The organism is Pseudomonas sp. TE3-3-F2023, from assembly GCF_036784815.1.
Classification (GTDB): domain Bacteria; phylum Pseudomonadota; class Gammaproteobacteria; order Pseudomonadales; family Pseudomonadaceae; genus Aquipseudomonas; species Aquipseudomonas pudica.
The window spans coordinates 1,577,742-1,597,179 of record NZ_CP145113.1; the positions used below are offsets into that span (position 1 = coordinate 1,577,742).

Consider the following 19,438-nt stretch of genomic DNA (forward strand, 5'->3'; position numbering starts at 1 on the left):
GTGTCCCAGCCAACCCAGCCTGGCCCCTAGCGCTGATAAGCCTTGCCAAAATGCCGCTCCAGCCGCGCCTGCACCAGCTCCAGCAAGATCGACAGTACCCAGTAGATCACCGCCGCCGTGGTCAGCATCTCCAGGTACCGATAGCTCGACCGCCCGTACGACTGCGCCAGGAACATCACCTCCCACACCCCCATCACCGATATCAGCGATGAGTCCTTCAGCATCGAGATGAACTGGTTGGCGGTAGGCGGAATGATCACCCGCATGGCCTGCGGCAGGACGATATGCCAGAAAATCTGCGGCGTGCGCATGCCCAGCGCCAGCGCTGCTTCACGCTGCCCGCGCGCGACGCCGAGAATGCCGGCCCGGAAGATTTCGCTCAGGTAGGCCCCATAGTTCAGCGACAAGGCGATGATACCGGCGCTGATGGCGCCCGGTACCAGGCCCAGCTGCGGCAGCCCCAGGTAGATCAGCAGAATCTGGATCAGCAGCGGCGTGCCGCGGAAGAACGAGGTGTAGAAGCTGGCGACACCCACCAGCACCGCGCTGTTCGACAACCGCGCCAGGGCGGCGGCAAAGCCGAACAGCACCGATACCAGCATCGAGCACAGGCACAGGAACAGGGTCAGCGCCGCGCCTTGCAGAAAGCCGTTGGGCCCCAGCTTGAAACCGGCGAGGTTGGGAAACTTCTCCAGAATGATCGAGAACTTCAGGTCGAAGCTGAGGAAAAACGCGACGAACAGGCCGAACAGCGCCAGCCAGGTCAGCAGCAGCCGGGTGCGAAAGCCGAACACGCCGGCGCCCGTGGGCTTGACCACGGGCTTGGGGGACGATGGGAAGGTGCTCATTTGCTGATATCGGCGCCAATCCATTTCTGCGACAGCTTGGCCAGGGTGCCATCGGCCTTCAACTCGGCAAACACCTGGCGCACCTTGGCATCCCACTCAGGGTCGCCTTTCTCGATGGCCACCGAGTTCGGCTCTTCATACAGCGGGGCGCCGGCCAGCTTGAAGCGTTTGTCCCGGTCCAGGCGCGGCTGCGCTGTCACCAGGTTGGTAAGGATGGCATCCAGGCGTACGCCGGCGCCCAGGCCCAGGTCCTGGAAGGCAACGTTGTCGGTGTCGTAAGGCGCGATCTGCACGAAGTCGAAGGGGTATTCGAGCTTCTTGTCTTCGTTGCCTTCGATCACCAGGTTCTTGTTCAGGTAGCTCTCGTAGCTCGAGGCACTGGTCAAACCCACCTTGCGGCCTTCCAGGTCCTTGGCGCCATGGATGCGTTCATCCTTGGCGTTGACCACGATCACCGCAGGCGATGCGTAGTACTCCACCGGGAAGTCGAACACTTCGGCGCGGGCCTTGCTCGGGGTCATCGAGCAGATGCAGATGTCGTAGCGGCCGCTCCAGCGGCCAGCGGCGATCACGTCCCACGAAGGGGTTTCCAGGCGCAGCTTGACGCCCAGCTTGTCCGCCACGGCCTTGGCCACATCCACGTCGAAACCGTCCAGCTGGTTCTGGTCATTGAGGAAGGAAAACGGCGGGTAGCTTTCCATCAGGACGTTGACCAGTTCCTTGCGCGATTCAACCCGCTCCAGCGTGGCACCGGCAAAGGCCTGGGAAGCAGTTGCGAGCAGCACAAGGCCCGCACCGAGCACAGTAGAAAATCGCATGGACATACCTGAAATGTTGGCCAATTATAGAAAGCTGTATTTAATAGTTATAAGTGTCACCCACATAATGAATTTTATTCATAAGTACCTTTAGAGTAGTTATATGAAACAGCGAGCGATGGTAATTCTCGACGGTGGCATGGGCCGTGAGCTGCAGCGCAGCGGGGCGCCGTTTCGTCAGCCCGAGTGGTCGGCGCTGGCGCTGAGCGAGGCGCCGGAAGCGGTGGTTGGCGTGCACGCAGCGTTTATCGCTGCCGGTGCCCAGGTCATTACCAGCAACAGCTATGCGGTAGTGCCGTTCCACATCGGCGAAGAGCGTTTTGCCAAGGAAGGGCGACAACTGGCCAATATCGCCGGCCAGCTGGCGCGGCATGCCGCCGATGCCGGTGCGCACCCGGTCAGGGTGGCAGGCTCGCTGCCGCCGCTGTTCGGCTCGTATCGTCCGGACCTGTTCCAGCCCGAGCGCGTCGAGGAGGTGCTGACCCCGTTGCTGCAGGGCCTGGCCCCGCATGTTGACCTGTGGCTGGCGGAAACCCAGAGCTCGGTTGCCGAGGTGCGGGCCATCCACGGCCACTTGCCGGCAGATGGCAGGCCGTTCTGGGTGTCGTTCACCTTGCAGGACGAAGAGGTCGACGAGGTGCCACGCCTGCGTTCCGGCGAGCCGGTGGCCGATGCCATCGAAGCCGTGGTGGGTCTGGGGGCGGCGGCCGTGCTGTTCAACTGCAGCCAGCCCGAGGTCATTGGCGCTGCACTGGAGGTAGCGCGCTCGGTCATCGAGCGACATAACGCCGACATCGCCATCGGCGCCTATGCCAACGCCTTCCCGCCGCAACCGAAGGAAGCCACCGCCAACGACGGCCTGGATGAGTTGCGCGAAGACCTGGACCCGCCGGGTTACCTGGCATGGGCCAACGACTGGCGCGCGCGGGGTGCCAGCATGATCGGCGGCTGCTGTGGCATCGGCCCGGAGCATATTGCCGAGCTGAAACGCAACCTGGCGTGAAGCCGGCAGGGTGCCGGGCGGCTTCCGCGCCCGCTCGGCATCCAGCCATTAAAAAAAACGTTACTCAGACCCGGATTCCATCGTTTTTCAGTCCCCCCGCCATGCCCCTATAGTCCGCTGAAAGCCGATGCCGAATCGGTGTACACAACTCAGCGGTGCGGGAACCGGATATGAACAACAACGAAAAAATCGAGGGCAATGCAGCGGCCGGTATCGGTACGCGAGTGGTGTGGAGCGGGGAACAGGTCCAGCACCCGTACAACGCTACCCAGACCCCGATCGTGGTCAGTGCCGCCTACGGCTACAACGACATCGATGCCTGGTACGACGTGGCGCAGGGCAAGTTGCCGGGCTACATCTACAGCCGCATGAGCAACCCGACAGTCGCCACGCTGGAAGCGAAGCTGTGCGAGCTGGAGCAGTCCGAGTCGGCGGTGGCATTCAGCAGCGGCATGGCTGCCATCAGTGCCGTGCTGCACACGTTCCTCTCAAGCGGCAAGCGAGTGGTATCGACCCGCGACAGTTACGGCGGCACCAACAAGATTTTCGAAGAGTTCCTGCCGCGCATGGGCGTGCAGGTCTGCCTGTGTGACACCCTCGACACCGAGGCGCTGGAGCGCGAGATCGCCGCAGGTTGCGACCTGCTGTATCTGGAAACCCCAACCAACCCCACCCTTAAGGTACTGGACATCCAGCGCCTGAGCGCTGCCGCCCGGCAGGCCGGCGCCGTGGTAGTGGCCGACAACACCTTCGCTACCCCGCTGAACCAGAACCCGCTGGCTCTGGGCGTGGACGTGGTAGTGCACAGCGCGACCAAGTTCCTGTCCGGGCACGGTGACGTGCTGGGCGGGGTGGTGTGCGGTGCCGAGCCGTTGATGGCGCAGGTACGCCACTACCGCGAGATCAACGGTGCGGCGCTGGACCCGTTTTCCGCCTACCTGATCATCCGCGGTATCAAGACCCTGGCCCTGCGTGTGCGTCAGCAGCAGGCCAGCGCCCAGGCGCTGGCGCATTACCTGACCACCGAACCGCTGGTCGAAGCGGTCAACTACCCCGGGTTGCCCCAGCACGCCGGCCATGCGATCGCCAAGGCGCAGATGCGTGGCTTCGGCGCCATCGTCAGCTTCGTGCTCAAGGGCGGCATGCCCACCGTGGCGCGGCTGTTGCCGCGCCTGAAGTACGCCCATCGGGCGGGCAACCTGGGCGCGGTAGAAACCATCTACGGCCCGGCGCGCACCACCAGCCATGTGGAAAACACCCTCGAAGAACGGCTGGCCCTTGGTATTTCCGAAGGGCTGGTGCGCATTTCGGTGGGCATCGAGGAAACCGAGGACCTGCTGGCAGACCTGGCACAGGCCTGTGCATCGGTGCGTCAGGAGATGGCCGCAGCAAAGGAACTGCACGGTGACGAAGACGCCTGCCTGGCCGAAGCACAGGCCTGAGGCCGGCGCGTAGCACCCGCTCCTTGCAGTGGGTGCCACTTCATGAAGTCGAACAAAAACAATATGCAAGGCAATTCGCTTCGCTCTGCCAAGACGAGGTCGTTGCAACGTCCTTGCCCGCCAACTTTCATGAGTAAACCACAATGTCCCTGCAGACAACGACAACGAGAAATGCTTCGGCGCACAGCTTCAAGCAGGATATGCAAACCCGCCATATCGTCATGCTGGCGCTGGGCGGTGTCATCGGTACCGGCCTGTTCCTGACGTCGGGCTATACCGTCAACCAGGCGGGCCCGCTGGGGGCGGTCATCGCCTATGTGCTCGGCGCCATCATGGTCTACCTGGTGATGATGTGCCTGGGCGAACTGGCGGTACACATGCCGGAAGTCGGCTCGTTCAGCAGTTACGCCACCCGGTACCTCGGGCCGGGTACAGGCTACATGGTGGCCTGGATGTACTGGTTGACCTGGACCGTGGCCATCGGCTCGGAATTCACCGCCGCCGGCATCCTGATGGTGCGCTGGTTCCCCGATACACCGGTGTGGATATGGAGTGCGCTGTTCGGGTTTGCGGTGTTCATCAGCAATATCATTTCGGTGCGGTCGTTTGCCGAAACCGAATTCTGGCTGTCACTGATCAAGGTGCTGGCGGTGATTGCCTTCCTGGTGGTGGGCGGCGGCGCGATCCTGGGCGTTTTCGAAATTACCCAGGCGCACAGTGTCGGGCTGGGCAACTTCACCCGCGAAGGGCTGTTCCCTACGGGCTTCTGGTCGATCGCCATGACCCTGCTGGCGGTGGCCTTCGCGTTCTCGGGCACCGAGTTGATCGGCATCGCCGCCGGCGAAACCCGTGACCCGGAAAAGAACGTACCCAAGGCCATCCGCACCACGGTCCTGCGCCTGGCGCTGTTCTTCGTCGGCACCATCTTTGTATTGGCTACCTTGTTGCCGCGTGAACAGGCCGGTGTGGTTGAAAGCCCGTTCGTGATGGTCTTTGCCATGATCGGTATCCCCTATGCAGCGGACATCATGAACTTCGTCATCATCACTGCGCTGCTGTCGGCGGCCAACTCCGGGCTTTATGCTGCGGCGCGCATGCTGTGGACCCTCAGCGACCAAGGCAACATGCCCCGCCGGTATGCGGCACTGTCGCGTCGTGGCACGCCGTTCAATGCCATCGTCCTGAGCATGGCGGGTGGCATGGCTTCGCTGCTCAGCAGTGTGTTTGCCCCCGACACCATCTACCTGGCGCTGGTGTCCATTTCCGGATTGGCGGTGGTGGTGGTGTGGATCAGCATCGCGGCCAGCCAGATGGCTTTTCGTCGCCATTACATCGCCAATGGCGGCAAGCTCGAAGAGCTGAAGTTCAGGGTGCGCGGCTACCCGTTCGTCCCGCTGGCCGCCATCTTCTGCTGCGTGCTGGCCTGCGTCGGCATTGCCTTCGACCCCGCCCAGCGCGTTGCCCTGTACTTCGGCTTGCCCTTCATTGCCTGGTGCTACCTGGCCGATTGGCTGACGTGCAAGTTCCGCCGCCGCCAAGCAGTCCCGCTGGAAGTCGTCGCGCCAGGTTCCGAGGCCGCCAGAGCAGGGTGATACTAGGCCTCCGGAACGTTGCCACGAGAAACCGCCGATGACCCAGAAAACCCTGCCCCCCTTGAACTGGCTCAGAGCCTTCGAAGTGTCGGCGCGTTACCTGAACTTCACCCATGCAGCCGAGGAACTGCACCTCACCCAGGGGGCCGTGAGCCAGCAGATCCGCCACCTGGAGAGCCAGTTGGGGGTGGCGCTGTTCAAGCGCCTGCCCCGGGGGCTGGGGTTGACTGAAGAGGGCCAGTCCTACCTGCCGGTGGTGCAGGATGCGATAAGCCGGCTGGCGGTAGGCACCAATGAAATTTTCGGGCAACGCCAGCGTCGGCCCCTGAAAGTGCGCGGCAGCCTGTCGTTCCTGCACTTCTGGCTGGCACCCCGACTGGCCGATTTTCGCCGTTCGCACCCGCAGGTGGACATCCGCTACATCAGCAACCTTTGGGTCAAGGAACTGGATGCCGAGGATGACCTGGAAATCCGCTGGGGCAGCGGCCAGTGGGCGGGAGTGGAAGCGCAGCGCCTGACCCGCGACGTGCTGGTGCCGGTCTGCTCGCCTGCGCTGATTGCCGGCTCCCCGCTACGCGAGCCGCGCGACCTGGCCCGCGTCCCGTTGCTGCATGTGCTGGGTTACGAGGAGGGGTGGGGTTATTGGCTGGAGCGGGTTGGCGCCGATCAGGTCGACTCCTCCAGCGGCCTGCAGTTCGACACCCTGGTGGCGACCTTGCGCATGGCGGAACTGGGGCTTGGGGTGGCGCTGGCGCGCTCGTCGCTGGTGGAGGACTTGCTGCAGGAGGGGCGGCTGGTGGCGCCTTTTGCCCAGCGCATCGAGGCGAGCGAGTCGTTTTACCTGGTACGTGGCCTGGGTGAGGCATTGTCCACGGATGCCCAGGCCTTCAGCCACTGGTTGGTGGCGATGGCCCACCGTTAATCAAATAGTTACCTGGAGCACCGATGCAGTACACATCCACGCGCGGAAACGAGATACGGGTTGATTTTCGCACGGCGCTGCTTTCCGGGCTGGCCGACGATGGCGGGCTATACGTGCCTGCCGCGGTGCCGACCTTCAGCCAGCAAGAGATTGCCAGCTGGTCGTGGTTGCCGTTCGACGAACTGGCCTGGCGGGTGATGGCACCGTTTGTCGGCGACACGCTCGACGAGCCGACCCTGAGGGCGCTGGTCAGCGACAGCTATCGCGGCTTCAAGCACCGTGGCATCGCGCCGTTGCAGCAGATTGGCCACAACGAATGGATCCTGCAGCTGTTTCACGGGCCCACCCGGTCCTCCAAGGATTTCGCCGCGCAGTTGCAGGCGCGGCTCATCCGCCATTTCCTGGGGGCCGATTGCGAACGGGTCATGCTGGTCGGTGCCAGCAACGGCGATACGGCGGTGGCCGCTATCGAAGCCTTGCGGCATTGCCCTACGGCACGCTTGCTGGCGCTGTACCCCAGTGCAGGGACACCGGCCGACCGGGCGGCGGTGATGCGCAGTGCCGCTTCCGACAGCGTCAGCTGCGTGGCCGTGGACGGCAGCTTCGATGACTGCCAGTCGCTGGTGTCGGCGTTGCTGCGTGCATGGCCATGCCCCGGGCTGATACCCGTGAGCTTCAACTCGACCAACTGGGTCGGCGTGCTGGCGCAGATCGTGTTCTATTTCCACGCGGCGCTTCAGCTGGGTGGGGGCAATCGGCCTGTGGGTTTCAGCATCCCCACGGCCAGTTTTGCCGAGATCTACGCAGGGTTCATTGCCCAGAAAATGGGCCTGCCGATCAACCAGATCATTGTCTCCACCAACCGCAACGATGCCTTGCACCGGTTCATTCACTGCAATCGCTACAGCCGCGGCTCGACCAGCCAGACCTTGTCGCCGGTCATGGACTTCTCGCTGTTCTCCAACCTGGAGCGCTTCGTCTGGGAGCTGTATGACCGCGATGGCGAAGCGACCCGGGCGCTGATGGAGCACTTCGAGGAGTGTGGCGAGTTGAGCATCGGCAACCGCCAGTGGTTGCATGCGCGCATGCTGTTCGACTCCTATGCCGTGGATGACGCGCTGATCCGCGAAGAAATCGTCACTTTGTTCCACGAAACCGGCAGCGCAGTAGACCCACACGCTGCCACCGGGGCATTCGCCGGGCGTCTGCACCGGCGCAACATTGGCGCGCCCATCGTCACGCTGGGGCAGTTTGCCCCGGAAAAGTCCGCCGGGTTGCTGGCGGAGCTGGGGGCATGGCATGGCGAAGTACCGGCCAGTGTCGTGGATGCTGCAGGCGGCGGGCCGCTGCTGGCACCCGACGACCTGGCGGGGGTTCATGAATTACTGGCCAGGTTGCAGGCAGGACGATGAAGCGCATCCTCGACCCCCTGGACGAGCGTATCCTCGCCGAGCTCACCGCCAATGCACGCATTGCCCATGCCGAGCTGGGGCTGAAGGTGAACCTGTCGCGTAATGCGGTACGCCAGCGCATCGAGCGCCTGGAGCGTGACGGGGCCATCCAGGGCTACACCTTGCGCATCGGTGAGGGGCGACGACCGACCTCGTTGATCAACGCGGTCATCTTCGTCTACCGCTATGACCGCATGCGCGGAGAAGCTGTGCTCGAGGCGTTGCGCCAGATCCCCGAGGTGATCCAGTGTGAAGTGCTCAGCGGCGAGTTCGACCTGCTGCTGCGCGTCGAGGCTTCCAGCCCGGAACGGGTGCACCATGTATGGAAGGAGATTGCCGCCATGCCAGGGGTCGAGAACACCGTGACATCGTTCGTGTTGGCCACGGTGATCTGAGCCGCGCACTCGCGTTTGGTAACCCTCGCTACAACAACGCCGCCCGGGCTTGCGCCCTGGCGGCGTTGTGCATTCTGGCGGCACTCGGGCGTGCATCGGGCACTGGTCAGATTGGCCAGTAAATACAGCGGATTGCCATATTCAACTGGCATTGCCCGGCTCTTAGGCTTGTCCTCATCGACCAATCGCCTGGAAAGGACAGCAAACCATGACCGAATACAAGATCGCACTCGTTGGCTTTGGCGGCGTGAACCGTGCCCTGGCCCAACTGATCGCCGAACGCAATGCGCGCTGGCAGAAAGAGCTGGGCTTTGGCCTGAAGATCGTTGGCGTCACCGACCTGTTCCTGGGTTCGGCAATCGACCGCAATGGCCTGGACGCGGCCACGCTGGCTGCTCTGCCCGCTCAGAAGGGCGCGCTGGCGCAGATCCCTCAGGGTTCGGCAGAGGCGTTCAACGAGTCGGTGATCAAGCAGTCCGGTGCCGACATCATCGCCGAGGCCACCTTCACCAACCCCAAGGACGGTGAACCGGCGGCAACCTTCTGCCGCTGGGCGCTGGAAGCGGGCAAGCATGTGGTCACTACCAACAAGGGGCCGATCGCCTTGCATGCCCAGGCGCTGAAGGCCTTGGCCAAGGCCAATGGCGTGTCGTTCGAATACGAAGGCGCTGTGATGAGCGGTACGCCGGTGCTGCGCATGGCGCGCCAGACGCTGGCCGGCGCAGGCCTGGTGGGTTTCGAGGGCATCCTCAACGGCACTTCGAACTATGTGCTGACGCGTATGGAAGAGGGGCTTGGCTTTGCCGATGCGGTGGCCCAGGCGCAAGCACTTGGCTACGCCGAGGCAGACCCGAGCGCCGATGTGGAGGGGTATGACGTGCGCCTGAAAGTGGTGATTCTCGCCAACGAGCTGCTCGGTGCTTGCTTGCAGGTGAACGATGTCACCTGCAGCGGTATCAGCAGCCTCGACAGCGCGGCTATCCAGCAAGCGCAGGCGGCGGGCCAGCGCTGGAAACTGATCGGCAGTGCCAGCCGTGAAACCGATGGCTCGGTGCGTGCCAGCGTCGAAGCGCGCCTGCTGCCCGGCAACCACCCCCTGGCGGGTATTTCCGGTGCCACCAATGCGGTCGCATTCAACACCGAATTGCTGGGCGCTGTGACCGTGTCCGGCCCGGGTGCGGGGCGTGTCGAAACGGCATTCGCCCTGCTGTCGGATATCGTCGCCATCCACAACGCTGGCCGCTCGGCCTGAGGAGCAACCTTCATGAGCCTGACTTCCGTGTCCCGGGTAGCCGCCCAGCAACCCACCTTGATCGATGTGTACAGCCCCTTCGACGGTAGCCTGGTCGGCAGCGTCGCCAACCTTGCTGCCGATGCCGTGCCAGGCCTGCTCGTCCGTGCCCGCCAGGGCGTGCGCGAAAGTGCCGCGCTGCCCCGGCACCGTCGCGCCAGCATTCTGGAGCAGGCCGCCCGGCTCATCGAACGTGACGCAGCAGACTTTGCCGGCCTGATTGTCGACGAAGCGGGCAAGACCCTGCGTCAGGCCGAGAAGGAGGTGAAACGCTGCATCAACACGCTCAAGCTGTCTGCCGAGGAAGCGCGGCGCAACGCCGGCGAGGTGGTGCCTTTCGATGCCTATGAAGGCTCCGAGTCACGCCAGGGCTGGTTCACCCGCGAGCCGTTGGGGCTGATCCTGGCCATTACCCCGTACAACGACCCGCTCAACCTGGTGGCGCACAAGCTGGGGCCAGCGATTGCCGGAGGCAATGCGGTCATTCTGAAGCCTTCGGAGCTGGCCCCGCTGTCTGCCTTGAAGCTGGTGCAGTACCTCGTTGATGCAGGGCTGCCGGAGGCTGTCGTCACCGTGGCCACTGGCGGTGCCGAACTGGGCAAGGCCCTGGTGGCCGTGCGTGAAGTGCGGATGATTTCCTTCACCGGCGGTTTCGCCACGGGTGAACAGATTGCCCGGGGGGCGGGCCTGAAGAAACTTGCCATGGACCTGGGCGGTAACGCCCCGGTGCTGGTACTGAAGGACTGCGACCTCGAGGCTACTGTCGAGTCTTGTGTGTCAGGCGCATTCTGGGCGGCCGGGCAGAACTGCATCGGCACCCAGCGCATCCTGGTGGACGCTTCGATCTATGAGGCGTTTCGCCAGCGCTTCGTTGCCTTGACCCAGGCGATGGTGGTGGGTGATCCAGGCCTGCGCGAAACCGACATGGGGCCGATGATTACCGAAGGCTCGGCCCGGCAGATTGAAGAGCGCGTGAGCCAGGCCCTTCAGGGCGGCGCTCGCCTGCTCTGCGGCCACAAGCGGCAAGGGGCTACCTATGTGCCGACGGTGCTGGAAGGCGTTGACCACGGCAGCCGGCTGTGGCGTGAAGAGGTATTCGCACCGGTGGTGATGCTGGCGCCTTTCGAAGATATCGAGCAGGCGATTGCGTTGGCCAACGCCCCGGAGTACAGCTTGCACGCCGGTGTGTTTACCCGCGATCTGTCCTTGGCGTTGAGCCTGGCGCGGCGTATCGAGGCGGGCGGCGTGATGATCAACGACTCGTCCGACTACCGCTTCGATGCCATGCCATTCGGTGGCTCCAAATATGGGAGCCTTGGGCGCGAGGGGGTGCGGTTCGCCTACGAGGACATGACCCAGCCCAAAGTCGTCTGCCTCAACCAGATGGGCTAAGAGGAGGAATCTTGATGATCGAACGGTATGGCCAAGGCGAACGGATGTCGCTGGCGGTGAGCTACAGGGGCCTGTTCGAAACGGCAGGCGTGGTCCCGGACGACCTGCGGCAGGGTGTGCAGGGGCAGTTGCGCCAGGCGTTGAGTACGATCGATGGGCTGATGGCTGAGGCCAACGTCGGCAAGGAACATTTGACCCGGGTTCAGTTATGGATTGCCGACTACAGCCACTTCGACCTGGTCAATGAAGTGTACGACGCCTGGTTGCAGGGTTGTCCGAAACCAGTACGGGCTTGCGTAGGCGCAGACCTGGGAGAGGGTTACCTGGTCGAGGTACAGGTGTTTGCCGTGTGCCCTGAGCGCTCCTGACCGTGAGTGACCGAGGCCCCGGGTCAGCGCACGACTCGGGGTACCGCCCTGATATAGACCAGTTCACCTGCCAGCTCCACCAATGTTTGTGTAATCACAGCTGCCGCCGCCAAACCGCGCATGTCCTCCGGTAACGCCAGCGCCAGCGGCAGTACGACCAGCGAGTTGCGCGTGGCGGCGCTGAAGGTTACCGAGCGTGCTTCGGTGGCCGGCAAGCGCAGCAGCCTCGCCGATAATAAGCCCAGCGCGGGCGCCAGCAGCATGAAGCCGATGTACACCGGAATCACCGGCAGCAAGCGGTCGAAATCACGCAGCACCACGCCGATCTGCGAGGCGATCACTACCACCAGCACCAAGGCCATGGCCGGTACCGGCATCCACGCCCAGGCGTCGTTCCAGGTCGAGACCGTGCGCAAGCGACGGGCGCCGGCGCTGGTGAGCACGGCAAGGACCATCGGCAGCACGATCAGCAGCACGAAGGCTTCCACGAACGGGGTGACGGAAATGGCCACGTTACTGCTGTCACCCAGCATCAGGGCCAGGTAAAGCGGCAGCAGCGCCAGTTGCACCAACAGCAGCACGGGGGTAGCGGCCAGGGTCTGGCGGGCGTCGCCTTTGCCGATGTGAGTGAACACCACCACATAGTCGATGCACGGCGTCAGCAGCACCAGCAGCGCACCCATGAGGATTGCCGGGTGTTCGACCAACCCGCGGGTGACGGCCCAGGCCAGTAGCGGCACGAGGACGAAGTTGGCCAGCAGCAGGGCAGCGATGAAGCGCCGGTTGCTCAGGCCTCGGCGCAGGCCGAGGAAAGGGATCTGCAGGAACATCGCGTACATCAGCACGGCGATGGCGGGGGTGACCAGGACTTCCAGATGGCGCGCAGTATCGCTGGTCAGCACGCCGAAGGCGACGGCGGCCAGCACGGCGGCAAAGTAGATCGGGATCTGCTGGGTTTCGAGCTGTTCTCTTGTCAAGGTAGGCCCTGTGTCCGTTGGTGGAAAGGGACACAGGTTAATACGCTTCGCCCCTTGAGGGCGCGCCTTCAATTACTTGCCCAGGCCTCTCAACCTGCGCTTAACCAGTCCACCTCCCGCTCCTGAATGATCAAGGTCACATCCCCTTGATGAGCGGCAGGATAAGAAGCCAGGAAGGCGCCGACGGGATAAAGGAAATGGGCCTCGACTGGGTGCCCTTCGGCGCTTGCCATCTGGACATCGAACTCAGAACCCTCGCACCGTGCAAGGTCGAATGGCCGACCACTTTGGATATCGATCAACTTCCACAGGCCAGGATCACGGTCTTTTATGGGCTGAGTCGTTATCAAGCCGTTGGCGTTGCTGAAAATGCCTTCACCAAAATGTTTGCCGCTGCGCACATATAGCCTGTAGCCGTTATCGAAATGGCGAAAATACAGTAGCAGCGGTAATGCGTCGGGGCCTTTGTCAAAAGTGATCAGCCCAGTCTCTTTGCCCAGTTCCCAGTCTTCATCCGTGCAATCAAGCATGCCCAGAGCGCGGCTACCATCGAGGCCGGGGCCAAGGCCATTGGTGGGGCTTGTGAGGATAATGGGACCTTTGCAGATACTGTCGAGTGTATTGAGTGGGCAGCCGGCTATCTGCAGGAATGCGGTGAATGACAGTGATTTATGATCGGTCATGGCGTATTTCCGAAGGGGGGACAAGAAGCGGCAAGTTATCCCTGTCGTGGTAATGCACCCATTCGGAACCGGTTCCGCGCAGCGGCGGTAAACGAAAAAGCCCGGCACTAGGCCGGGCTTTTTCCTGTCAGGCAATTGCCAATCAGTTGCCGTAAACCGGCAGCTTCTTGCAGATGGCCTTGACCTTCTCACGCACGGCATCGATCACCGCTTCGTTGTTCAGGTCAGCCAGGATGTCGCAGATCCAGCCAGCCAGCTCGCGGCACTCGGCTTCCTTGAAACCACGGGTGGTAACGGCCGGGGTGCCGAAACGCAGGCCCGAGGTGACGAACGGGGAGCGTGGGTCGTTCGGTACCGAGTTCTTGTTGACGGTGATGAAGGCTTTGCCCAGGGCGGCGTCAGCGTCTTTACCGGAGATTTCCTGCTTGATCAGCGACAGCAGGAACAGGTGGTTCTGGGTGCCACCGGAAACCACGTCGAAACCACGCTCGATGAACACGCTGGCCATGGCCTGGGCGTTCTTCACTACCTGCTGCTGGTAAGCCTTGAACTCAGGCTGCAGGGCTTCCTTGAAGCAGATGGCCTTGGCAGCGATGACGTGCTCCAGCGGGCCACCCTGGGCGCCAGGGAAGACGGCGGAGTTCAGCTTCTTCTCGATCTCTTCGTTCTTGCGAGCGAGGATCAGGCCGCCGCGCGGGCCGCGCAGGGTCTTGTGAGTGGTGGTGGTGACCACGTCGGCGAACGGAACAGGGTTCGGGTACACGCCAGCGGCAACCAGGCCGGCAACGTGGGCCATGTCGACGAACAGGTAGGCACCGACCTTGTCGGCGATGGCGCGGAAGCGGGCGAAGTCCAGCACCTGCGAGTAGGCCGAGAAGCCGGCAACGATCATCTTCGGCTTGTGCTCTACAGCCAGGCGCTCGACTTCGTCGTAGTCGATCAGGCCGTTGCTGTCGATGCCGTACTGGATGGCGTTGTACAGCTTGCCCGAGGAGCTTACCGAAGCACCGTGGGTCAGGTGGCCGCCGTGGGCCAGGCTCATGCCCAGGATGGTGTCACCGGCCGACAGCAGGGCCAGGTAGACGGCGGCGTTGGCCTGGGAGCCGGCGTGCGGCTGAACGTTGGCGTAGTCGGCGCCGAACAGTTCCTTGGCACGGTCGATGGCCAGCTGTTCGACGACGTCGACGTACTCGCAACCACCGTAGTAGCGCTTGCCCGGGTAGCCTTCGGCGTACTTGTTGGTCAGGACCGAGCCCTGGGCCTCCATGACTGCCGGGCTGGTGTAGTTTTCCGAAGCGATCAGCTCGATATGCTCTTCCTGGCGCAGAGCTTCTTGCTGCATGGCTTCGAAGAGCTCGGCGTCGTACTTGGCAATGGTCAAATCACGGCTGAACATGGCGGTCCTCAAGGATCGGGGTGAATTGGGGGGGCATTCTAACCGATTGATTCGCGGCTGGCATATGAAGTGGCATCAAGTCGCGGACCAATGGGCTTCATGTTGCATCCCGCGCCGTGTCTGGGCTGGGCGGGGGTTGGAGTTGACTCGCAGGTCCGTTTTTACAGGCGCGCTTCTCTGCCAGAGCGCGGTCCCTGTAGGAGCGGCCTTGTGTCGCGAAAGGGGCGCGCAGCGGCCCCACGATTGCAGCCTTGCCGCCGAAATCGTCGGGACCGCGTTGCGGTCCTTTCGCGACACAAGGCCGCTCCTACAATTGTCCGCGCGCGCCAGGAGGCGTCGGGGTCAATGGAACATGAACAGCTTCTCGTTGGCGAACTGCGCCTCGAACTGGTTCGCCGGCATCGGCCGCCCGAACAGGTAGCCCTGCACCTCGTCGCAACCATGCTCGCGCAGGAACTCCAGCTGTTCGTGGGTTTCCACCCCTTCGGCAATTACCGCCAGGTTGAGACTGTGGGCCATGGCGATGATCGCCCGGGCAATCTGCGCATCCTGCTCGCCTTCAGGCAGGCCGTCGACGAAGGTGCGGTCGATCTTCAACACGTCGATCGGGAACTGCTTGAGGTAGTTCAGCGACGAGTAGCCGGTGCCGAAGTCGTCCACCGCGATGCTCAGGCCGAGGTTTTTCAGGCTGGCGAGAATCTGCATGGCTTCGTTCACTTCGCGCATCAGGATGCTTTCGGTCAGCTCCAGCTCCAGGCACGCGGGTGGCAGGCCGGTTTCTTCCAGTATGGTTGCGATGCGCGTACCCAGCTGGCCGTCGGAGAACTGCCGCGCCGAGATGTTCACCGACACCTTGGGTACGCGCACCTTGGCCTTGTGCCAGGCCTTGAGCTGGCGGCTGGCCTCGCGCAGCACCCAGTCGCCCACGTCCACCACCAGGCCCAGCTCTTCGATCACCGGGATGAAATCGCCCGGCGGCACCAGGCCGCGGGTCGGGTGCCGCCAGCGCAGCAGGGCTTCGGCACCGGTCAGGCGCTTGCCGTCGCCGCTGAACTGCGGCTGGTAGTAGAGGATGAACTCGTTCTGCTCCATGGCATGGCGCAGGTCGCTCTCCAGCTCCAGGCGCTCCAGGGCACTGGCGTTCATCTCCGCCTGGTAGAACTGGAAGTTGTTCTTGCCACGCTCCTTGGCGTGGTACATGGCGGTGTCGGCGTTCTTCATCAGCTGGCTCAGCTCGCTGCCATCCTGCGGGCTGAGGGCGATGCCGATACTGGCGGTAACGAAGAACTCCCGGTTTTCCAGTACGAACGGCCGCACCAGGCTGCCGAGGATGTTCTCGGCCACGTGGATGGCGCGGTTGAGTGCCATCTCACGGGTAGCGCGCGGTTGCAGCAGCAGGGTGAACTCGTCGCCGCCCATGCGCGCCACGGTGTCGTCGTTGTCCACGCAGGCCAGCAGGCGCTGGGCCATGTCCTTTAGCATGCGGTCGCCGGCAGCATGGCCGAGGGAATCGTTGATCGGCTTGAAACGGTCCAGGTCCAGGAACATCAGCACCACCCAGGCCTTTTGCCGCTCGGCCTGCTGCAGGGCGTTGTACAGGCGGTCCTGGAACAACGTGCGGTTGGGCAGGTGGGTGAGGGCGTCGTAGTAGGCCAGGCGATGGATGCGCTGTTCGCTGGCCTTGCGTTCGCTGATGTCGGTGAAGAAGCACACGTAGCTGGCCAGGTCGCCTTCATCGTCCAGCACCGCGGTAATGCCGACCCAGGCCGGGTAGTGATCGCCGTCGCGGCGCTTGAGCCACACCTCGCCCTCCCAGCTGCCGCGCTGGTAAAGCTGCTTGACCACGTAGCGCAGGTGGCCCTCCTGCTGTTCGTCGACGGTAAGCATGCCCGGCAACTGGTCGAGCACCTCGCTGACGGCGTAGCCACTGACGCGGCTGAACGCTTCGTTGGCCTGGACGATATAGCCGGCCGGGTCGGTGATGAGGATGGCCGAGGTGGAGTGCTCGAATACCGTCGCGGCCATGCGCAGGTCTTTTTCGGCGCGGCGTTGCTGGCTGATGTCGCGGCCTACCCCGAGCACGCCTTCGAAGCGCTCTTCATCGTCCCATACCAGCACCAGGCGCAGTTCGATGGGGATCTTGCGGCCATCGGCGCGCAGGCAGTCGAACAGGAACAGCTGGGTGGGCAGCTGGCTGCGCAGCTGGGCCAGCTGGGCCGGGTCGCCCATGGCCTTGCTGACGCGCTCCATCAGGCTGTAGATACCGGTGAGCTGCGACGGGTTGGCGACGATCGACTGCCAGCCATTGGCAAAGATCCAGTCGGCCTGGTAGCCCAGCACGCCCTTCACCGAGGGGCTGACGTAGTTGAGCTGGAGCAGCCTGTCGGTAGAGAAGATCACGTCGCTTATGCTTTCGGCGAGCATGCGGTAGCGCTGTTCGCTGTCGCGCAGCGACTGGCTGGCCTCGATCTGCACCGTCACGTCCTTGCCCACGCCGATGATGCGCGTCACCAGGCCATCGGCGTCACGGGTCAGCACTTGCTCGCGGATGTCATAGCAGCGCCAGCCGCCATCTCGGTGGCGGAAGCGCAGCTGGCAGTGCAAGGGCTGGTCATGGCCGCTGTCGCGCTGTTGCTGGCGCAGTGCCTGGTAGTGCGCGGCGTCCTCGGGGTGCAGCAGCAGCTCCCAGAAGCGGTCGCCCATCTGCGCCAGCTCGGTACGGTCGTAGCCCAGCGTCTGGCCGAGGTGGCGGTTGCTGAAGATCATGCGCTGGCTGAGCACGTCCTGCACGTACAGCTGGTCGGGCACGGTGCGCACCACGTCCGACCAGAAGCTTTCGCGCTCCAGCAGCGACAGCTCCACCTGCTTGCGGCTGGTGATGTCGCTGATGCTGAGGATTACCGCCTGGTAGTCACGGCGCTGCTGCGGCAGGCGGGCCATCAGCCACAGGTGCAGCTCACCCCCCAGCGGCGCCGGCAGGCGCGCTTCCAGCTCCAGCAGCGGGCGCTGCTCGATCAGCGCGTCGATCAGTTGCATGCCGATGCTGTCGCGGCCATCGCCAGTGCCGTCGATCAGGCGCTGCCAGGCACCTTCGTGGCAGTCGATGTTCAACAACTGGCGGGCCACCTGGTTGATCTCGGTGATCTTCAGCTCCAGCAGCAGCGAGCGGCGCAGGTTGGGGTCCAGGGCCAGGCTTTGCTTTAGCGCGGCACGGTTGCGCAGGTGGTACCGGTCGAGTTGGCCGGGCAGGCTGGACAGGTCGAGCACGCACAAGGCCACGCCGGTGCCTTCGAAGATTTCCTGGTAGCGCCGGCGGTCCTCCTGCAGCGCCCGTTGGCGGCGACGCATGTTGATCAGGGCCAGCACTGGCAGCAGGGCGCAGAACAGCACCAGCAGGCATTTGACGAGCAGCGCCGGCAGCAGCTTCTGCTGGGCCAGCTTGGCGTCGAACAGGCCGCGCAACTGCCAGGTACTGTTGTCGATGAAGGCCAGCATTACGCTTTGCAGCGGCTCGTTGCTGGTATCGGCTGGGGCATGGCTTTGCAGTACCTCGCCGTTGCGGCTGTTTTCCAGCAACCAAAGCGGGTGGCCGGCACCATCCAGGTGGAAGGTGAGGGTGCGGTAGTAGTCTGGCGACAGGCGCAGCAGCCAGTAGCCGCGGCCTTGCTCGGTGGCCTGGCGTAGCAGCAGGTAGAGGGTGCTGTTGTCTGCCGAATTGGTGAAGAAGTACGGGCTGCCCTGGTTCAGCCTGAGCAGCTCGTCAAGCAAATGGCGGTCGGGGCTGCCGGCCAGGCTGTCGGCCTGCACCTGCCCGGTAGCGTCCAGCCAGGCCATGCTTTGCAGGGCCGGCAGGCGCTCGCGCAGGGTACCCAGCAGGCTGGGCAGGGCCGAGGGCGTCGGCGCCTTGACGTAGGGCTGCACCACATTCATGGCCTGCTGGGCCTTGAAGGCCATGTTCAGGCTCAGGTGGTCTGCCAGTTCGGCGGTGGCATCCAGGCTCTGTTTGCGCAGGTCGGCCTGGGTATGGTTGAACTGGGCGAACAGCTGCCACAGCAGCAGGCCCAGCAGTATCAGGGCCAGCAGCGCCAGCGCACCCTTTATCGACCCGCGCAGCGACGCGACGGGCGCCTGTGGCGCGGAACGCAATGACGACGGATGAGTAAGATTGGTCAAGCGTTGATCCTGCGATTGAGCTGGCGATGGCAGGTATGGATCATGCACGGTGTGTACCGGTGTCTGGTTGCCAGACCGCGGTGGCGCACTATAAGGCCGGACACCCCAAACGAGCTAGCATGCCTAGGATTATGGCAAAGTGCCAGCCAATATGACCGGTGGTGCCTGCCCGGTGGTTCGGCAAGCCCCTGCAACCTGTGCGAGAATAGCGCCCGCTTCAAATGACAACGCATCGGAGATGTTCGGTTTTGGTTACTCACTTTTCCTCCAATGGCCTCGATTCCGCCTGCGGGCGCAGCAGTCAGACCCTTGTCAGCACTGCCGTGACCGAGGACGTATCCTGCAAGTCCTGCCAGCGTTCGCTGAGCAAACCCGAGGCGGCAGCTGTCGCCAAGAGCAAGAGCCCATCGCTGGCTGAACTGCGCAAGACCGCCAAGGCGGCAGCAGAGCCGGCAGTTACCGTGGCCGAGGTCAAGCCGGCGGCCAAGGTCGTCAGCAGTGTGCCTGCGGCAGCCAAACCGGCCAAAGCTGCCGAGCAGCAGCCGGCTCGTAGCGGTGGCTTCAGCGTGAAGTCCGCCTGGGCCGCGCGCCTGGCCGAGCAGGGCGAGCGCTGCCGGTTGCCGCGCGGCAAGGCCAGGCAGCGTCACGTCTGAGCCATCTCAAGACCTGTGCGGTCCCTGTGTGGGG

16 protein-coding genes are annotated in these 19,438 nt (G+C 63.6%); 10 read left to right on the plus strand and 6 right to left on the minus strand.

The annotated features are described in order from the left end of the window. Nucleotides 1-26: 26 nt before the first annotated feature. Entirely contained in the window at nucleotides 27-848 is an 822-nt protein-coding gene (locus V3314_RS07165; RefSeq protein WP_108480483.1) for an amino acid ABC transporter permease, read from the minus strand. Further along, nucleotides 845-1,666, minus strand: coding sequence for an ABC transporter substrate-binding protein (locus tag V3314_RS07170; RefSeq protein WP_108480484.1), 822 nt, complete (start codon nucleotides 1,664-1,666; stop codon nucleotides 845-847). The genes V3314_RS07165 and V3314_RS07170 overlap by 4 nt, the downstream gene beginning before the upstream one ends. A gap of 118 nt (nucleotides 1,667-1,784) precedes the next feature. On the opposite strand from V3314_RS07170, the gene V3314_RS07175 reads away from it, so the two are divergent. From V3314_RS07175 to V3314_RS07215, 9 genes are all read left to right on the plus strand, one after another. Next, complete coding sequence (locus V3314_RS07175) at nucleotides 1,785-2,669, plus strand: homocysteine S-methyltransferase family protein (RefSeq protein WP_178081814.1); 885 nt, start codon at nucleotides 1,785-1,787, stop codon at nucleotides 2,667-2,669. A 170-nt stretch (nucleotides 2,670-2,839) separates the two neighbouring features. Further along, entirely contained in the window at nucleotides 2,840-4,111 is a 1,272-nt protein-coding gene (locus V3314_RS07180) for a cystathionine gamma-synthase family protein (RefSeq protein WP_046616175.1), read from the plus strand. 143 nt (nucleotides 4,112-4,254) lie between these two features. After that, complete coding sequence (locus V3314_RS07185) at nucleotides 4,255-5,703, plus strand: amino acid permease (protein WP_338460077.1); 1,449 nt, start codon at nucleotides 4,255-4,257, stop codon at nucleotides 5,701-5,703. Nucleotides 5,704-5,740: 37 nt separating this feature from the next. After that, nucleotides 5,741-6,625 carry a LysR substrate-binding domain-containing protein gene (locus V3314_RS07190; protein WP_063911173.1) on the plus strand — a complete coding sequence of 295 codons (885 nt, stop codon included), beginning with the start codon at nucleotides 5,741-5,743 and terminating at the stop codon, nucleotides 6,623-6,625. A 23-nt stretch (nucleotides 6,626-6,648) separates the two neighbouring features. Next, nucleotides 6,649-8,037, plus strand: coding sequence for a threonine synthase (locus V3314_RS07195; RefSeq protein ID WP_046616172.1), 1,389 nt, complete (start codon nucleotides 6,649-6,651; stop codon nucleotides 8,035-8,037). Continuing rightward, on the plus strand, nucleotides 8,034-8,471 hold the full coding sequence (locus V3314_RS07200; protein WP_046616171.1) for an Lrp/AsnC family transcriptional regulator: 438 nt from the start codon (nucleotides 8,034-8,036) through the stop codon (nucleotides 8,469-8,471). The genes V3314_RS07195 and V3314_RS07200 overlap by 4 nt, the downstream gene beginning before the upstream one ends. Nucleotides 8,472-8,679: 208 nt before the next feature. Beyond that, nucleotides 8,680-9,723 carry a homoserine dehydrogenase gene (locus tag V3314_RS07205; protein ID WP_338460078.1) on the plus strand — a complete coding sequence of 348 codons (1,044 nt, stop codon included), beginning with the start codon at nucleotides 8,680-8,682 and terminating at the stop codon, nucleotides 9,721-9,723. 12 nt (nucleotides 9,724-9,735) lie between these two features. Further along, nucleotides 9,736-11,154 carry an aldehyde dehydrogenase family protein gene (locus V3314_RS07210; protein ID WP_207835656.1) on the plus strand — a complete coding sequence of 473 codons (1,419 nt, stop codon included), beginning with the start codon at nucleotides 9,736-9,738 and terminating at the stop codon, nucleotides 11,152-11,154. A 44-nt stretch (nucleotides 11,155-11,198) separates the two neighbouring features. Next, on the plus strand, nucleotides 11,199-11,522 hold the full coding sequence (locus tag V3314_RS07215; RefSeq protein ID WP_338460309.1) for a RidA family protein: 324 nt from the start codon (nucleotides 11,199-11,201) through the stop codon (nucleotides 11,520-11,522). 23 nt (nucleotides 11,523-11,545) lie between these two features. Here the strand turns inward: V3314_RS07215 and V3314_RS07220 are convergent, their stop codons facing one another. From V3314_RS07220 to V3314_RS07235, 4 genes are all read right to left on the minus strand, one after another. Further along, nucleotides 11,546-12,499 carry an arsenic resistance protein gene (locus V3314_RS07220; protein WP_338460079.1) on the minus strand — a complete coding sequence of 318 codons (954 nt, stop codon included), beginning with the start codon at nucleotides 12,497-12,499 and terminating at the stop codon, nucleotides 11,546-11,548. An 89-nt stretch (nucleotides 12,500-12,588) separates the two neighbouring features. Continuing rightward, nucleotides 12,589-13,182, minus strand: coding sequence for a hypothetical protein (locus V3314_RS07225; protein ID WP_085601704.1), 594 nt, complete (start codon nucleotides 13,180-13,182; stop codon nucleotides 12,589-12,591). A gap of 142 nt (nucleotides 13,183-13,324) precedes the next feature. Then, the gene (gene glyA, locus V3314_RS07230) at nucleotides 13,325-14,578 is read right to left on the minus strand and encodes a serine hydroxymethyltransferase (protein WP_003256308.1); all 1,254 of its coding nucleotides are present in this window, start codon (nucleotides 14,576-14,578) and stop codon (nucleotides 13,325-13,327) included. A 342-nt stretch (nucleotides 14,579-14,920) separates the two neighbouring features. Next, nucleotides 14,921-18,751, minus strand: a complete 3,831-nt coding sequence (locus V3314_RS07235) for an EAL domain-containing protein (RefSeq protein WP_338460081.1) — start codon at nucleotides 18,749-18,751, stop codon at nucleotides 14,921-14,923. 248 nt (nucleotides 18,752-18,999) lie between these two features. Between V3314_RS07235 and V3314_RS07240 the strand changes: the two genes are divergently transcribed. Then, nucleotides 19,000-19,404, plus strand: coding sequence for a hypothetical protein (locus V3314_RS07240; protein WP_108480492.1), 405 nt, complete (start codon nucleotides 19,000-19,002; stop codon nucleotides 19,402-19,404). Nucleotides 19,405-19,438 lie beyond the last annotated feature (34 nt).

Excerpts from the sequence above, each read along its gene's own strand:
- V3314_RS07165 (WP_108480483.1), bottom strand. The coding sequence starts at position 848 with ATGAGCACCTTCCCATCGTCCCCCAAGCCCGTGGTCAAGCCCACGGGC.
- V3314_RS07170 (WP_108480484.1), bottom strand. The coding sequence starts at position 1,666 with ATGCGATTTTCTACTGTGCTCGGTGCGGGCCTTGTGCTGCTCGCAACT.
- V3314_RS07175 (WP_178081814.1), top strand. The coding sequence starts at position 1,785 with ATGGTAATTCTCGACGGTGGCATGGGCCGTGAGCTGCAGCGCAGCGGG.
- V3314_RS07180 (WP_046616175.1), top strand. The coding sequence starts at position 2,840 with ATGAACAACAACGAAAAAATCGAGGGCAATGCAGCGGCCGGTATCGGT.
- V3314_RS07185 (WP_338460077.1), top strand. The coding sequence starts at position 4,255 with ATGTCCCTGCAGACAACGACAACGAGAAATGCTTCGGCGCACAGCTTC.
- V3314_RS07190 (WP_063911173.1), top strand. The coding sequence starts at position 5,741 with ATGACCCAGAAAACCCTGCCCCCCTTGAACTGGCTCAGAGCCTTCGAA.
- V3314_RS07195 (WP_046616172.1), top strand. The coding sequence starts at position 6,649 with ATGCAGTACACATCCACGCGCGGAAACGAGATACGGGTTGATTTTCGC.
- V3314_RS07200 (WP_046616171.1), top strand. The coding sequence starts at position 8,034 with ATGAAGCGCATCCTCGACCCCCTGGACGAGCGTATCCTCGCCGAGCTC.
- V3314_RS07205 (WP_338460078.1), top strand. The coding sequence starts at position 8,680 with ATGACCGAATACAAGATCGCACTCGTTGGCTTTGGCGGCGTGAACCGT.
- V3314_RS07210 (WP_207835656.1), top strand. The coding sequence starts at position 9,736 with ATGAGCCTGACTTCCGTGTCCCGGGTAGCCGCCCAGCAACCCACCTTG.
- V3314_RS07215 (WP_338460309.1), top strand. The coding sequence starts at position 11,199 with ATGTCGCTGGCGGTGAGCTACAGGGGCCTGTTCGAAACGGCAGGCGTG.
- V3314_RS07225 (WP_085601704.1), bottom strand. The coding sequence starts at position 13,182 with ATGACCGATCATAAATCACTGTCATTCACCGCATTCCTGCAGATAGCC.
- glyA (WP_003256308.1), bottom strand. The coding sequence starts at position 14,578 with ATGTTCAGCCGTGATTTGACCATTGCCAAGTACGACGCCGAGCTCTTC.